The sequence below is a fragment of the Microbacterium arborescens genome (assembly GCF_030369635.1).
In the GTDB taxonomy this organism is placed as follows: domain Bacteria; phylum Actinomycetota; class Actinomycetes; order Actinomycetales; family Microbacteriaceae; genus Microbacterium.
In genome coordinates, this window is sequence record NZ_CP128474.1 from 2,997,943 (window position 1) to 3,022,796 (window position 24,854).

The 24,854-nt window shown below is 71.6% G+C and carries 25 protein-coding genes; 11 read left to right on the forward strand and 14 right to left on the reverse strand.

Features of this window, described 5'->3' with window-relative positions:
• Positions 1–11: 11 nt before the first annotated feature.
• The 3 genes from QUC20_RS14150 to QUC20_RS14160 form a co-directional block, all read right to left on the reverse strand.
• Positions 12–965, reverse strand: a complete 954-nt coding sequence (locus QUC20_RS14150) for an ABC transporter permease (RefSeq protein ID WP_120264218.1) — start codon at positions 963–965, stop codon at positions 12–14.
• On the reverse strand, positions 962–1,966 hold the full coding sequence (locus QUC20_RS14155; protein WP_289330283.1) for an ABC transporter permease: 1,005 nt from the start codon (positions 1,964–1,966) through the stop codon (positions 962–964). Before QUC20_RS14155 ends, QUC20_RS14150 begins: the two co-directional genes overlap by 4 nt.
• An 81-nt stretch (positions 1,967–2,047) precedes the next feature.
• On the reverse strand, positions 2,048–3,721 hold the full coding sequence (locus tag QUC20_RS14160) for an ABC transporter substrate-binding protein (protein ID WP_289330284.1): 1,674 nt from the start codon (positions 3,719–3,721) through the stop codon (positions 2,048–2,050).
• A gap of 173 nt (positions 3,722–3,894) precedes the next feature.
• Between QUC20_RS14160 and QUC20_RS14165 the strand changes: the two genes are divergently transcribed.
• The 3 genes from QUC20_RS14165 to QUC20_RS14175 all read left to right on the forward strand — a co-directional run bounded on the left by QUC20_RS14165 (position 3,895) and on the right by QUC20_RS14175 (position 5,897).
• Positions 3,895–4,758, forward strand: a complete 864-nt coding sequence (locus tag QUC20_RS14165) for a spermidine synthase (protein WP_120264215.1) — start codon at positions 3,895–3,897, stop codon at positions 4,756–4,758.
• 79 nt (positions 4,759–4,837) lie between these two features.
• Entirely contained in the window at positions 4,838–5,365 is a 528-nt protein-coding gene (locus QUC20_RS14170; RefSeq protein WP_120264509.1) for a hypothetical protein, read from the forward strand.
• Positions 5,366–5,408: 43 nt separating this feature from the next.
• On the forward strand, positions 5,409–5,897 hold the full coding sequence (locus QUC20_RS14175; RefSeq protein ID WP_120264214.1) for a SprT-like domain-containing protein: 489 nt from the start codon (positions 5,409–5,411) through the stop codon (positions 5,895–5,897).
• Positions 5,898–5,954: 57 nt separating this feature from the next.
• On the opposite strand, the gene QUC20_RS14180 is transcribed toward QUC20_RS14175, so the two are convergent.
• A complete protein-coding gene (locus tag QUC20_RS14180) occupies positions 5,955–6,602 on the reverse strand; it encodes a 2-phosphosulfolactate phosphatase (protein ID WP_289330285.1) in 648 nt (215 codons plus the stop codon).
• Between the two features lie 32 nt (positions 6,603–6,634).
• Here QUC20_RS14180 and QUC20_RS14185 point away from each other — a divergent pair, with 32 nt between their 5' ends.
• Positions 6,635–7,165, forward strand: a complete 531-nt coding sequence (locus QUC20_RS14185; RefSeq protein ID WP_289330286.1) for a hypothetical protein — start codon at positions 6,635–6,637, stop codon at positions 7,163–7,165.
• Positions 7,162–7,707: a GNAT family N-acetyltransferase gene (locus tag QUC20_RS14190; RefSeq protein ID WP_120264212.1), complete on the forward strand. Its 546-nt coding sequence runs from the start codon at positions 7,162–7,164 to the stop codon at positions 7,705–7,707. Before QUC20_RS14185 ends, QUC20_RS14190 begins: the two co-directional genes overlap by 4 nt.
• 34 nt (positions 7,708–7,741) lie before the next feature.
• Here the strand turns inward: QUC20_RS14190 and QUC20_RS14195 are convergent, their stop codons facing one another.
• The 5 genes from QUC20_RS14195 to QUC20_RS14215 all read right to left on the reverse strand — a co-directional run bounded on the left by QUC20_RS14195 (position 7,742) and on the right by QUC20_RS14215 (position 13,008).
• Complete coding sequence (locus QUC20_RS14195; RefSeq protein ID WP_289330287.1) at positions 7,742–9,232, reverse strand: ABC transporter permease; 1,491 nt, start codon at positions 9,230–9,232, stop codon at positions 7,742–7,744.
• Positions 9,229–9,990 carry an ABC transporter ATP-binding protein gene (locus QUC20_RS14200; protein ID WP_120264210.1) on the reverse strand — a complete coding sequence of 254 codons (762 nt, stop codon included), beginning with the start codon at positions 9,988–9,990 and terminating at the stop codon, positions 9,229–9,231. Before QUC20_RS14200 ends, QUC20_RS14195 begins: the two co-directional genes overlap by 4 nt.
• Positions 9,991–10,084: 94 nt before the next feature.
• Positions 10,085–10,741 carry a response regulator gene (locus QUC20_RS14205; protein WP_120264209.1) on the reverse strand — a complete coding sequence of 219 codons (657 nt, stop codon included), beginning with the start codon at positions 10,739–10,741 and terminating at the stop codon, positions 10,085–10,087.
• A complete protein-coding gene (locus tag QUC20_RS14210) occupies positions 10,738–11,934 on the reverse strand; it encodes a histidine kinase (protein ID WP_120264208.1) in 1,197 nt (398 codons plus the stop codon). Before QUC20_RS14210 ends, QUC20_RS14205 begins: the two co-directional genes overlap by 4 nt.
• A 72-nt stretch (positions 11,935–12,006) precedes the next feature.
• Positions 12,007–13,008 carry a diacylglycerol/lipid kinase family protein gene (locus QUC20_RS14215; RefSeq protein ID WP_289330288.1) on the reverse strand — a complete coding sequence of 334 codons (1,002 nt, stop codon included), beginning with the start codon at positions 13,006–13,008 and terminating at the stop codon, positions 12,007–12,009.
• Between the two features lie 189 nt (positions 13,009–13,197).
• Between QUC20_RS14215 and soxR the strand changes: the two genes are divergently transcribed.
• Positions 13,198–13,680, forward strand: coding sequence for a redox-sensitive transcriptional activator SoxR (gene soxR, locus QUC20_RS14220; RefSeq protein ID WP_120264206.1), 483 nt, complete (start codon positions 13,198–13,200; stop codon positions 13,678–13,680).
• On the opposite strand, the gene QUC20_RS14225 is transcribed toward soxR, so the two are convergent.
• Both QUC20_RS14225 and QUC20_RS14230 read right to left on the reverse strand, forming a co-directional pair.
• Positions 13,675–14,547 carry a transketolase family protein gene (locus QUC20_RS14225; protein ID WP_289330289.1) on the reverse strand — a complete coding sequence of 291 codons (873 nt, stop codon included), beginning with the start codon at positions 14,545–14,547 and terminating at the stop codon, positions 13,675–13,677. The two genes, soxR and QUC20_RS14225, sit on opposite strands and share 6 nt — an antisense overlap.
• Positions 14,547–15,242: a thiamine pyrophosphate-binding protein gene (locus tag QUC20_RS14230; RefSeq protein WP_289330290.1), complete on the reverse strand. Its 696-nt coding sequence runs from the start codon at positions 15,240–15,242 to the stop codon at positions 14,547–14,549. Before QUC20_RS14230 ends, QUC20_RS14225 begins: the two co-directional genes overlap by 1 nt.
• 150 nt (positions 15,243–15,392) lie before the next feature.
• Between QUC20_RS14230 and QUC20_RS14235 the strand changes: the two genes are divergently transcribed.
• Together QUC20_RS14235 and QUC20_RS14240 are read left to right on the forward strand one after the other, a co-directional pair.
• Positions 15,393–16,880 carry a DUF6421 family protein gene (locus tag QUC20_RS14235; RefSeq protein ID WP_289330291.1) on the forward strand — a complete coding sequence of 496 codons (1,488 nt, stop codon included), beginning with the start codon at positions 15,393–15,395 and terminating at the stop codon, positions 16,878–16,880.
• 81 nt (positions 16,881–16,961) lie between these two features.
• A complete protein-coding gene (locus QUC20_RS14240) occupies positions 16,962–18,029 on the forward strand; it encodes a threonine aldolase family protein (protein ID WP_289330292.1) in 1,068 nt (355 codons plus the stop codon).
• A gap of 74 nt (positions 18,030–18,103) precedes the next feature.
• Here QUC20_RS14240 and QUC20_RS14245 read toward each other — a convergent pair whose 3' ends face one another.
• Positions 18,104–18,559, reverse strand: a complete 456-nt coding sequence (locus QUC20_RS14245) for a VOC family protein (protein WP_289330293.1) — start codon at positions 18,557–18,559, stop codon at positions 18,104–18,106.
• A 99-nt stretch (positions 18,560–18,658) separates the two neighbouring features.
• On the opposite strand from QUC20_RS14245, the gene QUC20_RS14250 reads away from it, so the two are divergent.
• Entirely contained in the window at positions 18,659–19,633 is a 975-nt protein-coding gene (locus QUC20_RS14250; RefSeq protein ID WP_289330294.1) for a helix-turn-helix transcriptional regulator, read from the forward strand.
• Positions 19,634–19,650: 17 nt separating this feature from the next.
• Here QUC20_RS14250 and QUC20_RS14255 read toward each other — a convergent pair whose 3' ends face one another.
• Positions 19,651–21,570, reverse strand: a complete 1,920-nt coding sequence (locus tag QUC20_RS14255) for a M3 family metallopeptidase (protein ID WP_289330295.1) — start codon at positions 21,568–21,570, stop codon at positions 19,651–19,653.
• A 26-nt stretch (positions 21,571–21,596) separates the two neighbouring features.
• On the reverse strand, positions 21,597–22,208 hold the full coding sequence (locus tag QUC20_RS14260; RefSeq protein ID WP_094260535.1) for an NUDIX hydrolase family protein: 612 nt from the start codon (positions 22,206–22,208) through the stop codon (positions 21,597–21,599).
• 57 nt (positions 22,209–22,265) lie between these two features.
• Between QUC20_RS14260 and QUC20_RS14265 the strand changes: the two genes are divergently transcribed.
• Together QUC20_RS14265 and QUC20_RS14270 are read left to right on the forward strand one after the other, a co-directional pair.
• On the forward strand, positions 22,266–22,919 hold the full coding sequence (locus QUC20_RS14265; protein WP_120264197.1) for an alpha/beta hydrolase: 654 nt from the start codon (positions 22,266–22,268) through the stop codon (positions 22,917–22,919).
• Between the two features lie 215 nt (positions 22,920–23,134).
• Positions 23,135–24,805: an ATP-binding cassette domain-containing protein gene (locus QUC20_RS14270; protein ID WP_289330296.1), complete on the forward strand. Its 1,671-nt coding sequence runs from the start codon at positions 23,135–23,137 to the stop codon at positions 24,803–24,805.
• Positions 24,806–24,854 lie beyond the last annotated feature (49 nt).

The window sequence follows — 24,854 nt, forward strand, 5'->3', positions numbered from 1 at the left end:
CGGCCAGCAGGTCAGCGGGCGCGGGTGCGCGGGTCCATGGCCTCGCGCAGCGATTCGCCGAGCAGCGTGAAGCCGAGCGCGGTGATCATGATGCACAGGCCCGGGAGGAATGCGAGCCACGGCGCGATCGCGAGCTCGTTCTGCGCGTAAGTGAGCATGCGGCCCCACTCGGCGGTGGCCGCTCCCCCGCCGCCGAGGCCGAGGAACGACAGCGCCGCGGCGTCGATGACGGCGGTTGCGAGGGTGAGCGTCCCCTGGACGATGACGGGCCCGAGGCTGTTGGGCAGCACGTGGCTCATCGTGATCTTGCCCCGGCCGAGGCCGAGGGTCTGCGCCGAGAGGATGTAGTCGGCGCTGCGCTGCTGCAGCATCGAGGCCCGCAGCAGGCGCGCGAAGATCGGCACCTGCGAGGCTCCGATCGCGATCATGATCGCGAGCTGCGACTGACCGAGGATCGCCGCGATCGAGACGGCCAGCAGCAGGTTGGGAACCGACAGGAGGATGTCGACGAAGCGCATGACGACGGTGTCGACCCAGCCCCCGAACATGCCGGCGATCAAGCCCAGGAGCATGCCGCCGGCGAGACCGAACGCGGTCGAGATCACTCCGATGAGCAGTGAGGCCCGCGCTCCCCAGATGAGCTTCGACAGCACGTCGCCGCCGAAGCGGTCGAGGCCGAGCGGGAAGCCCGCGATCTCGCCGGGACCGGGGATGCGGGTGGGGGTGACCTCCCGCGCGCCGGGGAGGGCCGTCTCGGGGTAGGGGGCGAGCCACGGCGCGAGGATCGCCACGAGGAGGAAGACCAGCACGATGGCGGCGCCGATCCAGGCCACGGGGTTTCGCCGGAGGCGGGCGAAGACGTCGCGCCAGAACCCGCCGCCGGCGCGGGCCTCGAGCACCTCGTGCTCGGCGACGGCCGTGGCGGGTCCGTCGCCGGGGGCGGGCGGGAGCGCGTTGGTGCTCATGAGACCCTCACTCTCGGATCGATCAGGCTGTACGAGACATCGACGATGAGGTTGATGAGCGCGTAGATGACGGCGATGAACAGGATGAACCCCTGCAGCACCGGGAAGTCGCGGGCGCTGATCGCCCGGGCGAGGAACGAGCCGATCCCGGGGAAGGCGAACACCGTCTCGGTGAGGATCGCTCCGGCCAGCAGCAGTCCGACCTGCAGGCCGACGGTGGTGGCGACCGGCAGCATGGCGTTGCGCAGGATGAAGCGGCCGCGGAGCGTCCGGCGGGCGATGCCCTTGGCCCGGCCGGTGCGCACGTAGTCGGAGTTCTGCACCTCGAGCACCGAGGCGCGGGTGATGCGGACGATGATCGCGAGCGGGATCGTCCCCAGCGCCAGCGCCGGGAGGATGAGGTGGAGGACGGCGTCCCATGCGGCGTCGAACTCTCCCGTGAGGAGGCCGTCGAGCACATAGAAGTTCGTGTAGTGGGTCGCATCGATGCGCGGGTCCTGGCGGCCGTCGGACGGCAGCCAGCCGAGCTGAACGGCGAAGACGTACTTGAGGATGAAGGCCAGGAAGAACACCGGGATCGTGACGCCCACGAGACTCAGGACGACAGCGAGGTGGTCGCTGATCCTGCCGTGGTGTCGGGCCGCGAGATACCCGAGGGGGATGCCGATGCCGACGGCGAAGATGAGCGCCGCGATCGAGAGCTCGACGGTCGCCGGGAAGCGCCGGAGGAACTCCTCGACGACGGGGCGCCCGGTCTCGATCGACGACCCGAAGTCGCCGGTGAGCAGCCGACCCATATAGGTGGCGTACTGCTCGAGGATCGGCCGGTTGAAGCCGTACAGCTCGTTGATGCGGGCGATCGCGTCGGGGGTCGCCTTCTCGCCGAGGAGGGCGACGGCGGGGCCGCCGGGCAGGGCGCGCACCCAGAGGAAGAGGAGGATGCTGAGCCCGAGGAGCGTGGGGATCAGCAGAAGCAGCCGTTGGCCGATGGTTCGCAGCAACGCGGAATCTTTCGGTCGAGGAGTGCGGGGCGGGCTCGCGCCCGAGGCGGTCGCCCGCCCCGCGGGGTCAGCGGTTCGTCGTCACTCGGTCAGGACGATGTCCGTGAACACCTCGTCGTTGACCGGGCTGGCCGGGTAGCTCTCGACGCGCGGGTCGAATGCGAGCGTCGGGGCCGGGTGAGCCAGGGGCACGCCGGGGATGAACTCGGCGACCTGCTCGTTGATCTGCTCGTAGAGCGCGGTCTGCTCCTCGAGGTTCGGCACGCCGCGTGCGGCGTTCAGGGCCGCGAACAGCTCCGGGTTGTCGAAGCCCCACTCGGCCGAGGGCGCACCGAAGAACACGCCGACGAAGTTGTCGGTGTCGTTGTAGTCGCCCGTCCAGCCCAGGAGGTGGATGCCGTGGTCGGCGGTGCCCGTGATCTTGTCGAGGTAGTCGGGGCTCCAGGCATCCGTCTGCGGCGTCAGCTGCACACCGACGTCGGTCAGCTGCGTCGAGATGACGGTGGCGATCTGCTCGGGGTCGGGCATGTAGGGGCGCGAGACGTTGACCGGGTAGTTGAAGGTCAGCGTCAGCGGGTTGGCCTCGGTGTAGCCGGCCTCCGCGAGCAGGGCCTTGGCCTTCTCGGGGTCGTAGTCGTACGTCGTGACGTCGGGGTTGTAGCCGTTGACGGTGTCGGGCATGAACTGCGTCGCGACCTCGGTGCCCTCGGGGAGCACCTGCGAGATGAGCGCCTCCTTGTCGATCGCGTGAGAGAGCGCCTCGCGGACGCGCACATCCTGCAGCTCGGGCTGCGCCTGGTTGAAGGCGAGGTAGAGGATCGTGAACGGGGGACGCGAGACCATCGTGAAGCCGGCCTCTTCGAGCGCGGCGGTGTCGGCGGGGCCGACGAGGTCGTAGCCGTCGATCGATCCGGCTTCGAGGGCCTGACGGCGCGCGGTGGGGTCGTCGATGACGCGGAAGATGATCTTGTTCACCTGTCCCGAATCGCCCCAGTAGTCGTCGTAGGCCGAGAGCGTGAGCTCCTCGCCCGGCGACCACTCGTCGAACTTGTAGGGGCCGGTGCCCGTCGGGTGTCCGGCACCGTACTCCGACAGCGAGGGGGCCTCTTCGGTGCCGCCGATCTCGTCGGCACCGTACTCCTCGAGCGCGGTCGGGCTCTGCATCGCGAAGGCGGGGAGCGAGAGGGCGGGGATGAAGCCGGCGAAGGGCTGCTTCAGCTGCACCGTCGCCTCGAGGTCGGAGCCGGCGGTGCAGGAGTCGAACACCGCGGTGTCGGGGGTCTCGACGTAGCCGCGGAAGAGCTTGCCGTAGTAGTACGACAGAGCCTCGCTGGCTGCCAGGCCGGTCCAGTTGTACCAGCGGTCGAAGTTCGCGCACACCGCTTCGGCGTTGAACGGCGTGCCGTCGTGGAAGGTCACGCCCTCCTTCAGCTGGAAGGTGTGGGTCAGTCCGTCGTCGGACGACTCCCAGCTCTCGGCGAGCAGGGGCGCGGGGTCGGCGGTTCCGGGCTCGGTGCCGACGAGGCCCTCGAAGATCTGGCGTGAGACGCGGAAGGTCTCACCGTCCTGCGCGAAGGCGGGGTCGAGGCTGGCCGGGTCTGCGGAGGCGGCGAAGACGAAGGTGCCGTCGACGTCGGTCGCGGCATCCGTCTCACCGTCCCCTCCGCGCTGGCTGGTGCACGCCGAGAGGGCGAGGGCGCCGATGGCGACCGCTGCCAGTCCCGCGAGCGCGCGCTTGCGAGGAGTCGAGAGCATGGGGGTGTCCCTTTCTGAGGTCCGGAGCGGGCCCACCGCGGCGCGCTCCGAGGTAATTGGGTCCGAACCTATACGGGCAGGAGGGTCGAAGTCATTACATCGATGTCTCGATCGTGTTTCGACTGCGCAGACCGGCTCGCACCGGTGGCGACGCGTGCCGCTAGCGTTGAGGAATGGCACGAGCGCGCGTCGAGGAACCCGGTCCGCAGGCACGCCTGTCAGACGGCACGATCGCTCGTATCGTGCCCTCTTCGTTCACGTCCGGCTTCGAGCTCGACGTCGATGGAACGCCCCAGTCGCACGTCGACCTCGACGATCCGACACACCTGCACTTCGAGTACATCGCCCGGATGGCGGCTGTCATCGACCGTCTGCGGATGCCGGGACAGCCGCTCACCGCGGTCCATCTGGGCGCCGGTGCACTGACGCTTCCCCGATACATCGCCCACACCCGGCCGGGATCGCGCCAGCAGGTGATCGAGCTCGAACAGCCGCTGGTCGACCTCGTCCGCGAGGCTCTGCCCCTTCCCCGAGGCGCGCAGGTGCGCGTGCGCATCGGAGATGCCCGCACCGTCGCCGAGAAGCTCCCCCCGGGCCTGACCGGCGCCGCCGACCTCGTCGTCTCCGACGTCTTCGCGGGAGCGCAGACCCCCGCCCACCTGACGACGGTGGAGTACTACCGCTCGCTCGCACGACTGCTCGCACCGGACGGTGTGCTGCTGGTCAACGTCGCCGACGGCGCGGGACTGGCGTTCGCCCGGCGCCAGGTGGCGACGGTGCGCGAGGTCCTCCCCGAGGTGCTGCTGCTCGCCGAGGTGCAGCTGCTGAAGGGGCGACGATTCGGCAACATCGTGATCGCGGCGTCGGCTGCCCCGCTGCCCTCGGAGTGGTTGCCGCGCCTGATGGCGGCCGGGCCGTTTCCCGCGAAGGTCGCGCAGGGCGCGGAGATCGACGAGTTCGCCCGCGGAGCCCGGGTGGCGACGGACGCCGACGCGACCCCGTCGCCGAAGCCGTCGGCATCCGTGTTCGAACGCTGACCGGCGCGGCGGGCGGGCGCTTCGGCGCCTTTCGACGAGACTGGGATCCACCGTTCTCGAGTCGCGGAGGTGGATGACGGTGGGCTACATCCTCGGGTACGACCCGGACACGCTGCGGGAGATCGTCGACCCGGAGCAGTGCGCACAGCGCCTGGCTGAGATCGGCGAGCAGCGCAGCCTGCCCGCGCTCCTCGAGCGCGTCTGGCTGCTGAAGGTGCTCGATCGGCTCGACGAGGCTCTCGTCCTCGCCGAGCAGGCGGTGCGAGTGGCGCGCATGGCGGGGACCCGCAAAGACCTGCTGCGCGCCCGTGTGCTGCACGCGACGATCCTGCAGAATCGCGGGGCGTTCGCCGCGGCGATCCAGGAGCTGACGACGTGCGCGGAGGAAGCGGAGGGCCAGAACTGGCCCCTGCTCGCCGCCTTCGCCTACCAGCACCGCGGCAAGGTGTCGTACGACGCGGAGGAGTACTCCGACGCTCGCACCGACTTCAAGCGTGCCCTGTTCCTCCGCCAGGAGGGCGGCGCCCCCGAGGAGCAGCTCGAGTCGACCCTGCTCGCCGTCGACGCCGCTGAGCGGCGCCGTTCGCGCTCGATCGTCGCCAGCTGAGCGCCGCCGTCCGCTGTCTCACCCCGCGCGTAACGTCCACCGCATGAGTGATCTCGATCGGGTCCGGGTCTGGGCCGAGGCGCTGATCGCGGCGCACCTCGACGACTCCTGGACGTTCCGGTTCGACAACGCCAAGCGTCGCGCGGGCCAGTGCGACTACACGCGCCGGCGCATCAGCGTCTCGCGATACCTCGCAGCCCGGTTCGACGACGACGAGAACCACCAGACACTGCTGCACGAGGTCGCCCACGCGATCGCCGGCCCGGCCGCCGGCCACGGTCGCGACTGGCTCCGTACGGCGCGCGAGCTCGGCTATGTCGGCGGCACGACCCATCGCGGTGAGACGGCCGTCGAGCTGGCGCCATGGGTGGGCCAGTGCCCCGCCGGCCATGTGGCCTACCGCCACCGCCGTCCCACGCGGGCGGCGTCATGCCGGATGTGCGCATCGTCATACGACGAGCGCCATCTGTTCCGGTGGGTTCGCCGCGAGATCTCCCCGGCGGACCGACGCGCAGCCGCGACCCCGCGCTGACGGCTGCACGAACTCCTCGATTCGGGCTCGTTTCGCGACGTTCTCGAGGAGTCGGCGTCAGGCGGCCGTGAAGACACCGCCGCGGAGCACCGGCGCCATCGCATCGGCCCCGATCTGCGCCGCCGCGAGCACGTCGGCGCGCAGCCCACGCTCGAGGAGCTCCTGCCCCGAGCCGCTCGCCGTGAGCAGGTGCCGCACCGCGCCGCCGAGGCCGCGGAACGACTCGCACGCCGCGGCCGCTTCCGGCGAGGTGTGGTCGATGCCGAGGCGCGAGAGGGCGTCGACGACCGCTCCCGCACCGAGCAGGTCTTCGACGGCGAAACGCAGCTCGGGCTCCTCGCCCGGCCCGGCGAGCTCGCCCGCGGCGATCACGGCGATACTCGTGCGGGCTCCGCGGCGCTGCTGCTCCGCGAGGACGGCGGCCGCGACCGCGCCGGCGTTGCGCAGGCAGCCGAGCAGCACGAGCGCATCGGATGCCGCCCCGGCGATCATCGCGCCGTTGCGCGAGACGGCGCGCGCGGCGTCGTCGAGCACGACGCGCTCCCCCGCGGCGACGCGGGCCGAGACGGTCGACGAGAAGCGCAGCACATCGACGACGACCACGACATCCGCGGGGGCCACGCGGCGAAGGCCCGCGATGCCCCAGTCGAGACGCACCTGGTAGCGGGACTGGTCGAACGGCGAGGATGCTGCGGGCAACGGCATCCGATCAGCCTACGACGGGGCAGACTGGGCTCATGCGCATCCTCCAGAAGCTCGTGCTCGACTGCGACGCCGACGCCGCCTGGCGTGCCCTCCACTCGCCGCGCGCGCTCGCCGAGCTGTACGCACCGCTCATGGGGCTCGAGCCCCTCGCCGCCGAGGGGATGCCGACCTCGCTCGAACCGGGGGCGGACGTGCCGGTCCAGCTGTCGGCGCTGGGCATGCCGGTCGGGCGTCAGCTGATCCACGTGTCGGACCGTGCGGTCGAAGAGCACCGGCCCGGAGAGACGGATGCCTCGACCGTGCGGATCCTGCGTGACAGCGGCATCCCCCTCACCGGCCCGCTCTCGGTGCTCGACGTCTGGGACCACCAGATGGCGGTCTCGCCGGCACCCGGCGACCCCACCCGCACGCTGTGGCGCGAGCGCCTCGTGATCGGGGGCCTCGCCGCGCCGGCGCTGTGGCCGATGCTCTGGGCGACCTGGCAGTGGCGATCGACGCGCCTGCGGCAGGTCGCGCCGACCTGGGCCTACGACCCCGAGCCCGAGCCCGATCCCGCGTCGTGACCGCCGTCGCCGTGCGGCGGGCCGTTCCCGCCGATGCTGCGGCGATCGCGCGCGTGCACGTCGTCGGCTGGCACGAGGCCTACACCGGCCGGATGCCGCAGAGCATCCTCGACCGCCTCGATCTCGATCGTCTGACGCGCGTACGGGGTGAACTGCTCGGCCACGAGCAGCGGCTCGACGAGCGACAGTCGGCGGTGCCGGCCGGCACGGAACGCACGCACGACCTCGGCCGCACATGGGTCGCCGTGATCTCCGGCACGATCGTCGGTTTCGCCGTCAGCGGCTCGTCCCGCGACGACCCTCCCGCTGCACCGCTCGAGCTGTATGCGATCTACGTCCTCGCCGCCCACTACGGCACCGGCGCGGGGCAGGCGCTGCTGGATGCCGCTCTGGGCGACGAGCCCGCGTCGCTCTGGGTGCTCGCCGACAACCCGCGTGCCCGCGCGTTCTACGCCCGCAACGGATTCCGCCCCGACGGCGCCGTGAAGGACGACACCAGCTGGGGCGAGACCATCAGCGAGGTCCGGCTCGTCCGCCGATGAGGGACGAGCCGGACCTGCCGGAGCGTGAGCCGCGTCACTCGGCGAGTGCCTCCACGGGCGAGACGCGGGTCGCGAGACGGGTGGGCACGACGGCGGCCACGAGGGTGAGCACGGCGGTGGCCACGACGATCCCGGCGACGGTGAGCCACGGGATGCCCGGAAGCACGAAGGTGGGGGCGAGCCACAGCGGCGGCACCCGCACCGACCCGAGCAGCGACTGCGCCGCCGCCCAGCCGTAGGCGATGCCGAGAAGCAGGCCGAACACGACCGAGGTGATCGTGATGTGCGCCGCCTCGAACAGCACCATCGAGCGGATCTGACGTCCGGTCAGGCCGAGGGCGCGCAGCAGCCCGAGCTCGCGGGTGCGCTGGACCACGCCGATCGTGAGCAGGTTGACGAGACCGACGGCCGCGATCACCGCCGACACCCCGACGAGAGCCATCATGACCGCGCTGAACGTGTCGAGCAGACGGGCCATCTCGCCCGACACCTCGCCACCGCCCGAGGCGGCCATGACGCCCTTGACCGACTCCGAGGCGACGGCGAACATCGTCACGAGCGTGACGCCCATGACGACGCCGATCGCCATGCGGCTCGATCGCTCCGGGTAGCGCAGCGCGTTCTCGGCTGCGAGCCGCGCCGACGCCGAACGGCCGAAGAGCCGACCGGTCAGTCGGAGCAGCGGCGGCATGACGAGTGCGGCGCCCAGGCTCAGTCCGGTGAACGAGGCGAGACCTCCGAAGAACGCGACGACCACGCCGAGGGGTGTGGTGAAGCCGGCGAGGATGCCGAGAGCGAGCAGCACCGCGCCGACGCCGAACAACGACACCGCGGCGACGCGGCGGCGCGTACGGCCCGCGGCCTCTTCCGCCGTGCGCGGCGCGGACCCCGCGAGGGCAGCGAGGGGCGTGACCTCGAGCACGCGACGCGACCCGGACCACGCGGCGATCCAGGTCGTCAGCGCTACGACGAATGCCGGCGCCAGCAGCACGGGCTGCACGACGTTGTAGTCGACGTCGAGCCCCCACGCCCGTGCGGCGATCTGCTGGAGACCGAGCGCTCCGGCGGTTCCGCCGACCAGCCCGAGCACGGCGCCGATCGCGCCGACGACGAGGCCCTGCCGCGCGATCCGCGACCGCTGCGACCGCGCCGACGCGCCGATGAGGCGCATCAGGGCGATCTGACGGGTGCGACCCGCCACGATCGTGGCGAACGTGTTGGCCGTGACGATCGCGGCGACGTACATCGCCACCGCGACCAGCAGCACGCTGAGGATCGCCACGACGATGACGATGGTCTCTCCACCCGAGAGGAACGGGTCGGCCATGAGCCACGCGCCGATCAGCCCGGTGACGGCGACCAGCAGCACGCCGAATCCGCCCGAGATCGCGGCGACGAGCACCGAGGCGCCCATCCCCCGCTCGCGCAGCCACGCCCAACGTCCGGAGGCCGGGGCCGCCGAACCCGACCCGGGCCGCATCCGCGCCGACGAGGATGCCGCGCGCGCCGCGGTCACGGCGGTCATGCCGACACCTCGGCGGCGAGCATGTGGGCCGAGATCTGCTCGGCGCTCTGGCTGGGCTTGTCGGCCACGATGCGGCCGTCGCCGAGGAAGATCACCCGATCGGCGTGCGAAGCGGCGACGGGGTCGTGCGTCACCATCGCGATGGACTGACCGTGCTCGCGGCTCGCCGTCGCGAGCAGGGCGAGCACCTCACGACCCGACCGCGAGTCGAGGTTGCCGGTCGGCTCGTCGGCGAAGACGAGGTCGGGCGCCGTCGCGAGGGCACGGGCGATCGCGACGCGCTGCTGCTGGCCACCCGACAGCTCATGCGGACGGTGCCGCAGCCGCGCGCCGAGCCCGAGGGAATCGACCAGCCCGTCGATGCGCGAACGTTCGAGGGCCGACGGCGACCGCCCGTCGAGCTCGAACGGCAGCGTGATGTTGCCGATGACGTCGAGGGTGGGCACGAGATTGAACGACTGGAACACGAAGCCGACGCGGCGCCGCCGCAGGATCGTCAGATCGAGGTCGGAGAGGCCCGAGATCTCGGTGTCGCCGATCCACGCGCGACCCGTTGTCGGGGCGTCGAGCCCGGCCATGATGTGCATCAGGGTCGATTTGCCCGAGCCGGATGGGCCCATGATGGCGGTGAACTCGCCACGGCGGATGCCCACCGAGACGCCGTCGAGCGCACGGACGCCCGATTCGCCGGCGCCGTAGGTCTTGGAGAGGTTCTGGACCCGGGCGGCGAGGCCGAGGTCGGTGGTCGAGATCTGCATGTCTCCGACGCTACGAAGCGTCGCGTCCGCCGACATCGGTCCACCGTCGCGGACACGTACATCTTGCGGATGATCCCTCATCCGCCCGCGAGGGTCAGGCGAGCCCGTGCTCGAACGCGAAGACGACCAGCTGCACGCGATCGCGCAGGGAGAGCTTCGCCAGGATCCGGCTGATGTGGGTCTTCACGGTGGCCTCGGAGAGGAACTCGCGCTGTGCGATCTCGGCGTTGGAGAGCCCCCGGGCCGCTAGAGCGAAGATCTCCCGCTCACGGTCGGTCAGCTCGGCGAACGCGGCCGGCACGGCCTTCTGCGCGGGGGCCGAGAACGTCGCGAACAGTTCCCGCGTCGCCGCGGCCGCGATGACCGACGACCCCGAATGCACCGTGCGGATCGCGGCGAGGAGGAACTCGGGGTCGGCGTCCTTGAGCAAGAACCCGCTCGCGCCCTGACGGATCGCCCGCGCCGCCGCCTCGTCGAGGTCGAAGGTGGTCAGCATCACGATGCGCGGCGGAGCGCCATCGAAGACCGGATCGTCGAGCAGCTGAGCGGTCGCGGTCAGGCCGTCCATCACCGGCATCCGGATATCCATGAGAACGACGTCGGGACGTGTCTCGCGGATGATGCCGATCGCCTCTGCGCCGTCCGACGCCTCGCCGACGACCTCGAGATCGGGCTGTGAGGCGACCACCATGCGGATGCCGGCGCGGAAGAGCGCCTGGTCGTCGACGAGGACGACCCGGATCGCACTCACGCGGTGCCGCCGATGGGCAGGGTCGCCGCCACGACGAATGCGCCGTCGCGGGGGCCCACTTCGATGGTGCCGCCGATGAGCTGAGCGCGTTCGCGCATGCCGATGAGGCCGTGACCGCCCGTGCGCACCGGGCCCGTGACCTCACTCACCGGCGAGAGCGGGTTGCTCACACGGACCTCCACGCGGTCGGACAGCCAGGACAGGGACACCTCCACGGTACCGCCCGCGCCGTGCCGCATCGCGTTCGTCAAGGCTTCCTGCAGAATCCGGTACACCGCGATCTGCACCGCCGCGGGCGGCTCGCCCGGCGGTGCGGGGTCGACGTCGACGCGCAGGTCGAGACCGGCAGCGCGCACCTGCGCGTAGAGCACCTCCAGCTCCGCGACGGTCGGCTGGGGACCCTCGCCCTCACTGTGGCGCAGCTGGGTCAGCAGCATCCGCACGTCCGAGAGGGCGGAACGGGCCGTCGACGAGATCGTCTGAAGCGAGGTGGCAGCGGCATCCGGATCCGCCGCCGCGGCATAGCGAGCCCCGTCGGCCTGGGCGATGACGACCGCGAGCGAATGGGCGACGACGTCGTGCATGTCGCGCGCGATGCGGTTGCGCTCGAACTCCGCCGTCGCGCGTTCCTCGGCCTTCCGCTGGGCCTCGGCATTGCCGCGGGCACGCAGCCCGACGCGGACGAGTGCGCCCACGGTCCACGCCAGGAGCAGGCCGAAGACGGCCGCGACGAAGAGCATCGTGCCGGTGACGAGGAAGTACACCAGCTCATCACCCGCTGTCGTGACCGAGTACGCCGCAGTCGGGATGAGCAGGTAGATGGTGATGGCCAGCGCGCCCCCGATGGAGGACGCGAATCCGAGCCAGAAGATCCGGTTCGTGCCGTACGCCGCGCAGGTGTAGAGCACCGCGAAGATGGCGATGTCGACCGGCAGGGGAGGCAGCTGCGCCAGCATCTGCAGGATCGCACCGACCCACGCCAGCGTCAGCGCGAGCGGCGGCGAGAGGCGACGCAGCGCGACCGCAGCGCCGAACGGGACGACCAGAAGCATCGCGACGACCGCTGACACCCGGTCGTTGGGGATGCCGACACCCACGACGCCCACCCACGTGAACAGCAGCATGAGCGCCGCGAAGGCGACAGCCACCGAGATGTCGACGGAGAGCTGATAGCGGCGGAGCGGACGGAACACGCTACGACGGTACGCGAGCGCCGCGGGCGCGGCATCCCTCTGACGATGTATCCGCGGGCAACGCCATCCGCCTCAGCGCGCGTACACGCGCAGGCCGCCCGGGATCGCGCGCAGCCGGAGCCGGTAGTCGCCGGCGGGAGTCTCGGTGAGCTCGCCGTCGTGCGCGAACACCGGCGTCGCGCCGCCGGGCCGGACCGTCACCTCGATCTCCGCCACGACGGCTCGCTCGAGATCGGATGCCGGCGGCATGAGACGCAGTGCGCGCATCACCGCGAGGGTACGACGACCGAACGCCAGCGAGGTCACCGCCCGCAGCCGCGTGCCCCGGGCATGGTGGAGCCGGACATCGAGCACCGCCTCGTCGAGGCTCGCGCGCCGCATCATCGCGATGCGACGCGGGTCGTTGCGGCCGAGCCCCGCGAAGACCGACCAGACGACCGCCCGGCGGCCGTCGCGCACGATCGTGATGCGGTGGGCGCCGTGGATCTCGCGCCACGCCGCGACCGCGCCGCCCCACCATTTGCCGAGACTCGTGCGCTTCTCGCGTTCGGCGAGGAGCTCGGGGTAGGAGCCGAGCGACACCGCGTTGAGGACCGTCACGGGATCGCCGTCGTCGATGACCGCCTCGGCGACCACGACGCGGCGGACCGTCCCGGCCGCATAGGCGTCGAGGGCGGCATCGACCGTGTCGAGGCCCGCCGCGCGCGCGAAGTGATTGAAGGTGCCGCCGGGCAGCACGAGCAGCGTCAGGTCATGACGGCGCGCGAGGTGAGCGGCGCGCGAGACGGATCCGTCGCCGCCGAGGACGGCGAGCACCGTGGGCGCATCGGCGGCTGACACGGCCGATGCGACGATGTCGTCCATCGACGAGTCGCCCAGGCTCTCGATCCGCGCCTGCGGCAGTCGCCGCCGGATCTCGGGCAGGGGGTCGGGGCGGACCACCGACGTTCCCGCTCGCGCGTTCGTGATCAGCAGCAGGCCGCGCCCGTCGGAAGCGTCGGCGGTGGAGCCGGACGCGGCGGGTGACGGTGCGGCGGGGGCGACGGGGTGGTCGGCGGGGTGGTCGGCGGGCATGGTGCGACGCTAACGCCGCGGGCGCACACCCGCGACAGCTTGACAGTGCCGGCCCGACCCGGCGGTGACGGCAGACGCCGATACAACCGTCGGGCGCTCGGTGCTGATGTGGCGCGGACGGCCGCCCGCGATGACACCAGCCCCACCGGTCCGACCGATGTATCGGCGCGTCGTAGAGTCGCAGGCGTGATGCGGTCCAATGATCTCCTGAGCATCGGCGAGGTGAGTGCTCGAACCGGTGTGTCCGTGTCGGCGCTGCACTTCTACGAGCGGCACGGGCTCATCACCTCGACTCGCTCGGCGGGCAATCAGCGCCGGTTCAGTCGCCACATGCTGCGGCGCATCTCCCTCATCCTCGTCGCGAAGCGCCTCGGCATCCCGCTCGCCGAGGTCGCCGACGCCTTCGCTTCTCTCCCCGCCGAGGCCGAGCCCAGCAGTGATGACTGGAAACGGGTGTCGCGGGCGTGGAAGATCCGCCTCGAGGAACGGCGCGCGGCCATCGAGTCGCTCGAACGCGAGCTCGTGGGATGCATCGGATGCGGCTGTCTCTCGATGCGGTCGTGCGATCTGCTGAACCCCGGTGACGCGCTGAGCGCGGAGGGCAGCGGACCGCGTCGTGTCGCGCCCGCGCTCCGGCACGTGCTCGACGACGACGCGGCCGCTCCGTCATGAGAGCCGGTCGAGGCGCCGCCTGATCCCCGACGCATCGAGGCCGTGCAGCCGCGCGTGGTCGGACGCAGTGCCGTATCGGCGCTGCTCTCCCACCCCGACACCGATGTGCTCGATGCGGATGCCGCTGCCGCCGACGGCCGCGCCGACCGCGGCGGCGGTCGTTCCCTCGAGGAAGGGTTCGAGCACCACGACCCGGTCGAACCCGGCGCTCAGCTCGCGCAGACCGTCACGGTCGAGCGGCACCGGCGTCGCGGTGTAGGCGACCGCGTGCCCCGTGCCGGCCGTCGCTTCGAGCGCGGCGTCGAGCAGTGGGCCGATGGCCAGCACGAGGACACCCGATCCCCCGCGCACGGGGTGGATCCGCCCGTCGGTCGGGAAGGCCGTCCGGTTCTCCTGCGTCGAGAGCCGGATGTACTGACGGTCGTCGGAGGTGGCCGCCGCCCGGATCAGCGCCTCGACCTCGTCGGGATGCCCCGGCGTGTGCAGCCGCCACCCCGGCAGAGTGCCGAGCAGGGCGATGTCGCCGGGGCACTGGTGCGTGCGCCCTTCGGCTGCGGCGTCGTAGCTCGCACCGATCGATACGAGCACCGCCCCGAGATCCTGGTGCGACAGATCGAGCTTGATCTGCTCGAAGGGCCGCTCGACGAGGAACGGGGCGTAGGTGTGCACGAACGGGCGGAGCCCGGCGAGCGAGAGCCCGGCCGCGACGCCGATCATCGCCTGCTCGCGGATCCCGACGTTGACGACGCGGTCGGCGGCGGCGGTGCCCGCGGCGAGATCGATCGGCCCGATGTCGGCGAGGACGAGAGCCGCACGTTCGTCGGTCGCCAGCAGATCGGACATCGTGGTGGAGAAGCGCGCGCGCATCAGGATCCCTTCGCAGCGGTATGGACGACGGTGACGCGCGGCATCGCGCCGCCCGCCTCGAGGGCCGCGGCGAGCGCGGCGTGATCGCGTGAGTCGACCTCGGCGGCATCCCACCCCTCCACCGCGAACCGCCGCGCGACCCCGCCGGGCCATCCGAGGGATGCCGAGGCGTTGTCGATGACGATGCAGTGCAGCCGCGCGAGAGCGAGGCGTCCGGCGACGGCGATCGCCTCGTGGTTGCTGCCCTCGTCGAGCTCGGCGTCGCCGATCAGGACGAACACGCGTCCGCCCGCACCCGCGATGTCGAGGCCGCGGGCGAGGCCGACCGCGATCGGCAGACCGTGCCCGAGCGAGCCGGACGAGATCTCCACGGCGGGAATGAGCACGCGGTCGGGATGGTGGCCGAGGGGCGAGTCGACGCCCGCCAGGTCATCGAGCCATGCGTCGGGCACCAGGCCCCGGGCAGCGAGCACGGCGTAGTACGAGGCGGGACCGTGGCCTTTCGACAGCAGGAAGCGGTCGCCGGCCTCGGGGCGCAGCACCCGATCGTGCAGCACCCAGAGGGCGTCGAGGGTCGAGTGCGCCGCGGCGCTGTGCTTCTCGTCGCCGGTCACTCGTGCGAGGCGGTCGAGCACGGCGGCGGGCAGCCGCTCGGTGAAGGAGTCGACGTGGGGGTCGGGGTCGGTTCGGATCATGTCTCGAACGCTAAAACCTCAAGCTCGATTGAGGTCAAGCGGCCGCTGCCCGACTCCGCCGTCGCCGAAAGCCCGGCGGCCGGTTAGGCTGACGCCACCTGTCCACCGCTCCCGCGCGGGAGCCGTACCTCGTAGATCGGAGGTTCCCCCATGTCCATCGCACAGACGCACCCCACCCCCGGTGCCGCCAAGACGATCATCGGCGAGCCCGAGGTCGTCGAGGACGGCGGCGCGGTCGACGCCCTGAGCATCGCGCTCGCCGACGGCGTCGAGCACGACCCGGCGTGGATCGCGCTGCGCGACGCCGCGACGGCGCTGCACGAGCTGCAGGCCGCCGACGGCTCCGTGCCCGACGCGGACGACCACGAGACGGCACGCCGCCACGTCGCGGCGATCACCGACGCGATCGGCCGACTCGCCCCGAGGTTCCCTCACGATGCCGACTACCTGGCGGCGTCGATCCGGGACTTCGACAGATGGGCGGGGTCCGATCATCCGGACGGCGCGGCTTCGACGGAGGGGGCATTCGGCGTGCCCGATTTCCTCGACTCGCTCGTGGCCTTCCAGCCGCAGCTCCACCGCGTCGACGGCATCCGCCACCTCGTCGTCTTCCCGATGTACACGCAGAACGGATCGCGGAACCGTCATGTCGAGGCGCTCCTGGTCGAGACGATCTGGCCCGAGGCGATCGCGCGACTCGAGACGATGTACCCCAACCGGCTCTTCGTCTCGTTGCGACTGCTCGACTTCACGCCCGGATACGACACCGACTCGGCCGTGCTGTTCCCCGAGACCGTCGCCATGCGCGAGATCCCGCCGTTCACGTGGGGGGCGATCTTCCAGGACCGCGAGGCGGCCCGCTATCGCCGCGTCGTGCGTGCCGCGTCCGAGATCACGAAGCTCGACCTGCCCGCCGAGGCGGCGGAGATGCTCGACGACCAGGCGCTCACCGAACGGGCGTTCGTGATGTGGGACCTCATCCACGACCGCACCCACATGCGCGGCGATCTGCCCTTCGACCCGTTCATGATCAAACAGCGGATGCCGTTCTTCCTGTACTCCCTCGAAGAGCTGAGATGCGATCTGACGGCGTTCCGCGAATGCGTCGCGCTCGACCGGCGGCTGAGCGCCGAGACGGATCTCGACCCGGTCGACGCCGAGCTGCTGCGTCTGTCGCGGCTCGTGCAGTACGCCGTGATCTTCGACCGGATCTTCCGGTTCGCGATCACCGGATCGCGCGTGCGCAACTACGACGGGCTCGGCGGTCAGCTGCTGTTCGCCTGGCTGCACCGTCGCGGCGTGCTGCACTGGACCGACACCGCACTCGCCTTCGAATGGAGTGAGGTGCCGGATGCCGTCGTCGCCCTGGGCGATGCGATCGACCGGCTCTACTGGGAGTCGATCGACCGGCCGAAGACCGCGCACTGGCTGGCGGCGTACGACCTCGTGCGCTCGGTCCTCGAACCGCATCCCGCGTCGGTGTGGGCGCGCGGCCTGCCCGACGACGTCCTCGCGGGCCCGCCGAAGGGGTACACCGATGCCGTGCTGGACGACGAGTTCCCGCTGTCGATGTTCTACGAGGCGCTCGAGAAGAAGATGCGCGACGTGATCGCCTCCACCCGCGGCATCCGCGGCTGACCAGCACCTGCTCCGCGGCTCGCGGATCCACCGGACACCGGCGGATTCGCGGGCCGCGGACTCGTGAGAAAGGATGAGGTCATGACCTCCCTGCACGACACGTCGGTGCGCGGTTTCGCGTCCGACAACTACTCCGGCATCCACCCGGAGGTCCTCGCGGCCATCACCGCCGCCAACGACGGCCACCAGACCGCCTACGGGTCGGACGTGTACACCGCCCGCCTGCAGGAACTCGTCGGCGAGCACTTCGGCGACGGTGCAGAGGCCTTTCCGGTCTTCAACGGCACAGGCGCGAACGTCGCGGCCCTGCAGTCGATGCTGCCGCGCTGGGGCGCTGTGATCGCCGCGTCGACCGCGCACATCAACGTCGACGAGGGCGGGGCGCCCGAGCGCGTCGGCGGGATCAAGATCCTGAACGTCCCCGCCGACGACGGAAAGCTCACCCCCGAGCTCATCGACCGCGAGGCGTGGGGCTGGGGAGACGAGCACCGCGCGCAGCCGCTCGTGGTCTCGATCACCCAGTCGACCGAGCTCGGCACGCTGTACACGCCCGACGAGCTGCGGACGATCGCCGACCACGTGCACGAACGCGGGATGCGGCTGCATATGGATGGCGCGCGCATCGCCAACGCCGCCGCAGCCTTGGGCCTGCCGCTGCGCGCCATCACGCGCGATGTCGGCGTCGATGTGCTCAGCTTCGGCGGCACGAAGAACGGCGCGATGCTCGGTGAGGCGATCGTCGTGCTCGACTCCGCGGCATCCGAGGGGCTGACCTACCTGCGCAAGCTCAACATGCAGCTGTCGTCGAAGATGCGCTTCGTCTCGGCACAGCTCGTCGCGCTGCTCGAGAACGACCTCTGGCGTCGCAACGCCGAGCACGCGAACGGGATGGCGCAGCGCCTGCGCTCTGCCGTCGAGGCAGGGCTCGCCGATGGTTCAGTGCGGGGTGTGGAGTTCACGCAGCCGACGCAGGCCAACGGCGTGTTCGCGGTGCTGCCCGAGGGCGTCGCCGACCGGCTGCGCGAGTCGTTCCGCTTCTACGATTGGGACGAGGCCCGCCGGGAGGTGCGCTGGATGTGCTCGTTCGACACGTCGGCATCCGACGTCGACGCGTTCGTCGCCGAGCTGGCGCGCCTCACGACCGAGTGACCACCGACTGACACGCGGCGCGACGCGCGACAGAGAGCCGCGGCGGAATCGATCCGACCGCGGCTCTCGTGCGTTCACGCGGCGGTGACGCTGAAGCTCCACGTGACGCCGAACCGGTCGGTGAGCATGCCGAAGCCGGCGCTCCACGCAGATGCCGCGAGCGGCTCGACGATGACGGCATCCGCGGCGAGCGCGTCCCACGGGCCGCGGAGTTCGTCGAGGCTTTCGGAACCGACCGAGACGAAGAACGCCTGATCGGTGAGGGTGGCGTTGTCGCGGCGGTGCGTCGAGCCGCCGCCGGCGATGGACCCCTCAGCGCTGCCCGGGATGTCGTACGCCATGACGCGGAAGCCGTTGCTGCCGGCGACGAGCCCGAAGACGACGGCATCCGCGCCGGGCAGACCTGCGGGCATACCGACCTCGGCATAGGTGGTGATGGCGACGTGGCCGTCGAACGCGGCGCCGTAGAACTCGAGCGCCTGGCGGGCGTCGCCGCGGAAGTTGAGGTGGGGGGTGGTCTGAATGGTCATTGCTGCTCCTGGGAAAGGGCCGGCCCGATCGGCTCGACGACCTCACCCTGACAGCCCTTCCGGTCAGTTTCTGTCCGCAATGACGGATACGGTGAGGCGATGACGACGACCTCGCGACTGCTGACCCTGCTGTCGCTCCTGCAGGCCCGCCGCGACTGGCCGGGCGCGGTGCTGGCCTCGCGTCTGGGAGTGAGCGACCGCACGGTGCGCCGCGACGTCGAGCGTCTGCGCGAGATGGGATACCGCATCCAGGCGACGACGGGCCTCGACGGCGGGTACCGGCTGGAGTCCGGCAGCGAGCTGCCGCCACTCCTGTTCGACGAGGACCAGACCATCGCCGTAGCCCTCGCCCTGCGGACGGCACCCGTGCTGGGCGCAGGGATCGGCGAGGCCGCCGCGCGGGCGCTCACGACGATCCGGCAGGTCATGCCCTCGAGACTCCGGCACCGCCTCGACGCCCTGACCCCGACCGTCGTGGCCCGCCCGGGGGATGCCGCCGTCGCAGACGTCTCGCTCGAGGTTCTGTCGACTCTCGCGAACGCCATCCGCGACGGACTGACCCTGCGGTTCGACTACGGCGAGGCGCGCGATGCGGATGCCGTCGGATCCACGCCGGCCCGACGCGCGGAGCCGCATCATCTCGTGGCGTCGTGCGGCCGCTGGTACCTGGTCGCGTGGGACCTCGACCGAGACGACTGGCGCCTGTACCGGGTGGACCGCATCCGGCCGCGCACACCGCTCGGCGCCGGCTTCGCGCGACGCACCGTACCCGGCGGCGACGTCGACGCGTTCGTGTCGGCACGCTTCCGCGGGTCGGACTCGGGCACGTGGCCCTGTCGCGGCTCCGTCATGCTGCACCTGCCGGCATCCGCTGTCATGCCCTTCGCCGGTGACGGCACCGTCACGCCGCTCGACGACGGGCACTGTCGGCTTGAGGCCGGGTCGTGGTCGTGGACCGCGCTCGCGGCCTCGTTCGGGCGGTTCGACGCCGAGCTCGAGGTCGTCGGTCCCCCCGAGCTCGCCGACGCGTTCGCCCTCCTCGCCGCCCGCTACGCCCGCGCGTCCCCCGCCTGACCGCCGGGGCGCGGGGGTCAGGCGCCGGCGAGCCAGGCCCGGTAAGCGTCGAACGAGTACGGGCGACCGAGGAAGTCGGCGACGAGGTCGGCCGCGTCACGGCTGCCGCCCGGCTCGAGGATGCGCTCGCGATAGCGGGTCGCGACGGAGGGATCCATCAGGTCGTCGCCGAACGCCGAGAGCAGGTCGCGGGCGATGACGAGGCTCCACTGGTACGTGTAGTAGCAGGCGCCGTATCCGGTGAGATGCCCGAAGCCGGCGTACGTGTGTCCGTTCGGCAGTGGGTGCACGGGCGACGACGCGCGGTACCAACCCTCGACCGCGGCCTGCAGGTCGCTCGGCCGTTCGACGTGCAGCCCGTACGAGACGTTGGCGTGGCCGAGCTGACGGGTCACCTCGAGGGCGCGGCCGAAGGCGTCGGCCACCCGCATCCGCTCGACCAGGTCGGCCGGGATCGCCTCGCCGTCGGCGTTGCGCGCGAACGTCGCCAGCACGCCGGCGTCCCAGGCCCATTCCTCGAGCAGCTGGCTCGGCGCCTCGACGAAGTCCCACTCCGTCTCGATGCCGCTGAAGTCGGCCCAGACCGCATCGGCGCCGCCGAGGATGCCGTGGACGAGGTGGCCGAACTCGTGGAAGAACGTCACGACCTGGTCGTGCTCGAGCAGTCCGCGCGAGAAGTTGCACAGCAGCACGCCCTCCGGGAGCGAACGTCCCGCGATGCCGGGCGCGAGGTTGAAGCACGCCGCGTGGTTGTACTTGCCTTCGCGCGGGTGGAGGTCGAGGTGGATCCGGCCGAGCCGGCGATCGCCGCGGACGACGTCGTAGCTGCGGACGTCCGCGTGCCAGGCTCCCGCATCGACGGGGACGTAGGTGACGTCGAGCAGTCGCGCGGTGACGTCGAGCACACCCGCCAGCACGTTGTCGAAGGCGAAGTACGCGCGCACGGCTTGGGCGTCGACGGCGTACTCCTCACGCTTGAGCGCGCTGAGGAGGTACCAGAGGTCGGCCGAGGTGACCGCATCGGCGTCGGGCTCGTCGACGCGCAGCCGCGCGAGCAGGCGGTCGTACTCGGCCGCGGCGGCCTCGCGGGTCGCCGCATCGATGTCATCGAGGAACGAGCGGATGGCGGCGCTCGAGCCGATCATGCGCGTCTCGGTCTCGTAGTCGGCCCAGTCGCCGTAGCCCAGCAGCTCGGCGCGCTCGGCGCGAACCGCGAGCAGCTCCCCGAGCACGGGATCGTTGTCGGGCCAGGCCAGGTCGTTGTACACCGACAGCAGCGCCGTGCGCGTCGAGCGGCGCACCGCGAACTCGCGCACGGGCATGAGGTCGGTGTACTCGGTCGTGAGGGTGATGAGGCCCTCGTCGTCGACCGGGTGAGCGTCGATGAAGTCCTGGGGCAGCCCCTCCAGCGCCTCGGCGGGGAGCTTCAGCTCGCGCCGGCCGTCGCGGATGTTGCGCGAGAACTGGAGCGACAGCTCGGTGTCACGCTCGGCGAGCGCCCGCAGCCGGTCGCGTGTCGCCTCGTCGCGGTCGACGCCGCCCCGGCGGAAGTCGCGCTGGATGTGTGCCAGCAGACGGCGGGCGGTGGCGTCGAGCCCGTCGGTGGCCAGCCCGTCGAACACGGCGAACAGCGCGGGGTCGAGCGCCCGCTGCGAGAGGAGCGCGTCGATCGCCTGCACGCGCGCCTCGGCCGCGGCCCGAACATCGGCGTCGGGGTGCGACTCGCTCAGCAGCGACGCCTCGGATGCCGCCTCGGCGACGGCGATCGACGCCTCGTTCCACAGCTGCAGACGGGCCAGCGGCGACAGCTCGTGCCCCGCGATCAGCTGGGCGTCGATCTCGCGGACGCGGGCGATGCGGGCATCCGGGCGCTCGGCGGCGAACGCGAGCCATCCGGCGTGGTCGGCGGGGAAGGCGAGGGGCTGCGGATCGGTCATGCCCCGAGCCTACGCAGGCTCGGTCCTCAGCGGAGCGCGCCCACCGAGGCGAGCGCGAGTCGGATGAGGGTGCCCCGACCGCCTTCCATCTCGGCGGCGAGGGCATCGGATGCCGCTTCGGCGGGGTCGAGCCAGGTGACCTCGAGCGCGTCCTGACGGGGCTCGCAGGTACCCGTGACCGGCACGACGAAGGCGAGCGACACGGCGTGCTGGCGGTCATCGTGGAACGGACTGACGCCGGGGATCGGGAAGTACTCGGCGACGGTGAAGGGCGTGGGCGATGCCGGCAGGAGCGGGAAGGCCATGGGCCCGAGGTCGTTCTCGACGTGACGGAATAGCGCGTCGCGGATCGTCTCGCCGTAGCGCACGCGACCCGAGACGATCGTGCGCGTCATCTCGCCGACCGGGGTGGCCCGCAGCAGGATGCCGACCTGGGTCACGGCGCCGAGACCGTCGGTGCGCACCGGCACCGCCTCGACGTAGAGCATCGGCAGACGGCGGCGCGCCTCGGTGAGCTCGACATCGCTGAGCCAGGCCGGGTTCGTGGCTCCGCCGCCCGGGGCTCCGCGCAGCGGGTCGGCCGGGAGCGACGACTCGCCGCGCTCGTCGGGATCGGGATCGGGGGTGCGCACGGCCATGCCTCATGTATACCAATGACCCCCGGCGGTGTCGGAGGAGGCTGGCAGGATGGTCGCATGTCGTCCGTTCCGGCTCTCGATTCCGCGGCCGTGCGCTGGTCGGCCGCTCCCGCCGAGCGTGCCGGGCGGCCCCTGCTGGTGATGATGCACGGCTATGGCTCAGACGAGAACGACCTGTTCGCCCTCGCACCGCATCTCCCCGCCGAGTACGTCGTGGCCGCGGTGCGCGCTCCGCTCACCCCACCCTTCCCGACGCCGGGGTGGTCGTGGTATCCGATCGAGGGCCTGAACGGTCGCGATCCGCAGGCGGCGACGGCATCCGCCCGCGCACTGACCGAGTGGATCGACGCGGAGCGGGGCGACGCGGCATCCGTCGGACTGCTCGGGTTCTCGCAGGGCGGGCTCATGGCGCTCGAGGCGCTCCGGCTCCGTCCGCACGATTACGCCTTCGCGGTGAATCTGTCGGGCTACGCCAATCCCGGCGACCTCGACACCGACGCCGAGCTCGCCCAACGGCGCCCACCCGTGTTCTGGGGCCGCGGCGCCCTCGACGACGTCATCCCGCCTGCGCTCGTCGCCATCACCGCGCAGTGGCTGCCCGGCCGGGTCGACCTGAGCGGGCGCGTCTACCCCGACCTCGGGCATGCCGTCTCGGCCGAAGAGCTGCGAGATGTCGCGACCTTCCTGCACAAGCAGCTCCCGTCGGCGTAGACTTCCCGGGCCCCTGTCCCGAGTGTGAGGAACGACCGTTGATCGGTTTCGACGCGACCGCGCTGTGATCCCGCGCTGATCCGTCGACCCTTCGGGCGTCCGACCAGGCCAGCGCATTCTTCGATTTCCGCGCTGGCCGCCGGACCGTTCCGCCCCGGTCGGGGTGTCTTCGGTGTCGGTCGCGCCCGCGCCCGACGACATCCGAGGAGGCAGTCATGCCCCATCCCGCACCCGCGGTCGTCCTCGACCGCATCACCCTCATCCACCCCGACGGCACCCCTGCCGTGCTCGACGTATCGGGAACCTTCGGCGCCGCACGCACCGGCCTCGTCGGCCGCAACGGCTCGGGCAAGACCACGCTGCTGCGGCTGATCGCAGGCGAGCTCATACCGACATCGGGCTCGGTCACCACGTCGGGGCGGGTCGAGCTGCTGCCGCAGCGCCTGACACTCGACGTCGAGCGGCGGGTCGCCGACCTGCTCGGCGTCGCCGCCGTCGTCGATGCCGTCCGCGCCGTCGAGTCGGGAGACGTCGACCCTCGCCATTTCGACACGATCGGCGATGACTGGGACGCCGAGGCTCGAGCTGTCGCCGCGCTGACGGCGGCCGGCCTGCCGCCCGGGGCTCTGGACCGCCGCATCGGCGAGCTCTCGGGCGGTGAGGCCGTGCTCGCCGCGCTCGTCGGAGTGCGACTGCGCGGCGCCGAGATCGCGCTGCTCGACGAACCCACGAACAACCTCGATCGCGACGCGCGCGAGCGGGTCGGCGAGCTCGTGCGTGGGTGGCGGGGTGCGCTCGTCGTCGTCAGCCACGACACGACCCTGCTCGAGCTGATGGACGACACCGCCGAGCTCTACGGCTCCGAGCTCGACGTGTTCGGGGGTCCGTACTCGCAGTGGCGGACGTGGCGCGACACCGAGCAGGCGGCTGCGCGGGCGGCCGAGACCACCGCGGCCGCGACTCTCCGACGCGAGCGCCGGGACCGGGTCGAGACCGAGACGAAGCTCGCCCGGCGGGCTGGGATGGGAGCCAAGGCACAGCGGGAGAAGCGCGTGCCCGGGATCATCTCCGGCAACCGCGCATCGGCCGCGCAGGTGTCGGCGGGTCGCGCGCGCGGCGAGGCGTCTGATCGCGAGGCGGCGGCCCGGTCGGCCCTGGATGCGGCGGGCCGGCGGGTCCGCGACGACGACACCGTGCGGATCGACCTGCCCGACCCGGGTGTCGCGGCGGGCCGGCGCCTCGCGACGATCGGCGACGGTGAGCGCTCGTGGATCGTGCAGGGGCCCGAACGGGTGGCGCTCGTCGGCCCCAACGGCGCGGGGAAGACGACCCTGCTCGAGGCGCTGGTGCGGTCGGCGAGCGCTAATTCCTCAGAATCCGACGCTCCTGCGCCCCCTCACCCCGGCGGCGGCCCGCCGGATGGCCCGGAAATGAGGAGTTGCGGCACGGCCGCCGCGCACACCGATCGCGTCGGATACCTCTCGCAGCGGATCGACGGCCTGCGGGATGAGGCGACGGTGCTCGACAGCGTGCGGGAGGCTGCGCCCGCGGCCACCGACGTCGAGCTGCGCAATCGCCTGGCGCGGTTCCTGCTGCGCGGCGACACCGTGCTGCGGCCCGTTGCGGCGCTGTCGGGCGGTGAGCGGTTCCGGCTGGCGCTGGCGTGCGCGCTCCTGGCGGATCCCCCGCCGCAGCTGCTCGTCCTCGACGAGCCGACGAACAACCTCGACCTCGACACGGTCGATCAGCTGGTGCAGGCGCTGTCCGCGTACCGCGGGGCGGTGCTCGTCGTCAGCCACGACGACGGCTTCCTCTCGCGCTTCGCACCCGGCCTGACGCTCGAGCTGCGTGACGGCCGGCTCAGCGAGGTCTCGCCCTCGTCGTGAGCCGAGGTCCCCGGTGCCCGTGGGGGTCGAGGTCCCCGTTGGGCCGGGC